The organism is Chloroflexus sp., from assembly GCF_034435895.1.
In the GTDB taxonomy this organism is placed as follows: domain Bacteria; phylum Chloroflexota; class Chloroflexia; order Chloroflexales; family Chloroflexaceae; genus Chloroflexus.
On the sequence record NZ_DAOTWH010000020.1, the window covers coordinates 1 to 1,568 of the forward strand.

A 1,568-nucleotide genomic window follows, 5' to 3' on the forward strand; every position below is an offset into this window, starting at 1 on the left:
GCGCACAGAAGAGGGGTGGAGTCGGCCCAAAATCAAGGCGCACCTCGCGCTCGTCTCGCTGGATTTTGCAAAACCTCAGTTATAACCAACAACGGTCGCTTTGGGATACGCTCCATCCCGGGCGTGAGTGGGCGGGAAAACTGCAACCAAATGTGAAAAGCGAGCAGCAAGTTATAACGGCAGTGACCAAAGCCTTAAAGTAACACCGGTATAATAAAATTACTGCCTTATCAACCCCTACCTCCCTGTCTCTTCCTCACGCACCAGTTCCATCAAAATCCGATCGTAGCGCCGGCCATCGAACAGCGTCGCGCCACTGAGCCGGCCAGCTTCGCGGAAGCCGGCTCGCAGGTAGGCCCGGTAGGCCCGTTCGTTGAAGCTATGCACCCACAAGCAGATGTTGTACAGGTTGAGGTAGCGAAAGCCATACGTTACCAGCAGCCGCACCGCTTCGCGGCCATAGCCTTGCCCCCACACCGTTTTATCGCCGATCGCGATACCGAGTTCGGCAATGCCGTGCAATAGATTTATTTTGGACAGGCTGCACGTGCCGATCAGCCGCTCGCCGTCGCGCAGCATAATCGCGAAGGTGCATTGGTCATCGCGCGCCGTAGCGTTTTCCCTAATCCACTGCTGTTCTTGTTCGAGGGTACTGCTGCATCCCTGTTGGCCCAACAGCGCTGTAAATTCCAGATCGGCGAACCACTGCGCCAAGAGTGGTGCATCTTCAGCCAAGATGTGGCTGAAAAAAACCTTTTCGCCGGCCATAATGACGGGTCGTGATCGTTCGCTCATGCCGTATACCTGTTACGAAGGCCAAACTGTCAAGCGGCACTGGCGGGATACAGCAGCGCTGTGTCCCTACGGGGTGTCCTCGTTATTCATCAAACGCGCATAGCTGTCGTACCGCGCCGCCGAAATCTCGCCGCGCTCGACCGCTTCACGCACGGCGCAATGCGGTTCATGCAGGTGCGTGCAGCCGGCAAAATAGCAATTGCCCAAAAATGGCCGAAATTCGCGGAAGCACCACGCTAAATCTTCCGCCGGCAAGTTCCACAACCCGATCTCGCGAATGCCCGGGGTGTCGGCCACGTAGCCGCCCCCCGGCGTGGTGAGCGGGATCAGCTCGGCGACAGTGGTGGTATGGCGACCTTTGGTCAACCGCTCGCTCACCTCGCCGGTGCGCAGATTGAGGCCGGGTTGGATCGCGTTGAGCAGGCTGCTCTTGCCGACGCCTGACTTGCCGGTGACGACGCTGATCTTGCCGATCAGCCGCTCGCGCAGCTCGGCAATGCCTTCACCGCTGATGATGCTGGTGTAGACGACCGGATAGCCGATCGGTTCGTAGGGCTTGAACATCGCTGCCGCCGCTTCACGCCCGACCAGATCGATCTTCGTGGCGACGATGATCACCGGCAGTTCGCTGTGTTCGCAGATCACCAGATAGCGGTCGAGCATGCGCGGCGTGAATTCGGGTTTGGCGCAGGCAAAGACGAGCAAGACCTGATCGACGTTCGCAACAATCACGTCTTCCTTGTACGCGCCGCGCAGCCCGGCGGCCCGGCGCG

Annotated in this window: 3 protein-coding genes; 1 reads left to right on the forward strand and 2 read right to left on the reverse strand. The window is 59.1% G+C overall.

Annotation, left to right across the window (positions count from 1 at the left end):
- On the forward strand, nucleotides 1-203 hold a 203-nt coding region (locus U9R81_RS01090), incomplete at its 5' end, for an Eco29kI family restriction endonuclease (RefSeq protein WP_322493696.1).
- A gap of 34 nt (nucleotides 204-237) precedes the next feature.
- Here the strand turns inward: U9R81_RS01090 and U9R81_RS01095 are convergent.
- Entirely contained in the window at nucleotides 238-795 is a 558-nt protein-coding gene (locus U9R81_RS01095; protein ID WP_322493697.1) for a GNAT family protein, read from the reverse strand.
- A gap of 66 nt (nucleotides 796-861) precedes the next feature.
- Nucleotides 862-1,568, reverse strand: a 707-nt coding sequence (gene rsgA / locus U9R81_RS01100) for a ribosome small subunit-dependent GTPase A (protein ID WP_322493698.1), incomplete at its 5' end; no start/stop codon positions are given.

What these genes read in the sequence shown, in the direction of transcription:
- U9R81_RS01095 (WP_322493697.1), bottom strand. Translation starts at nt 795, where the DNA reads ATGAGCGAACGATCACGACCCGTCATTATGGCCGGCGAAAAGGTTTTT.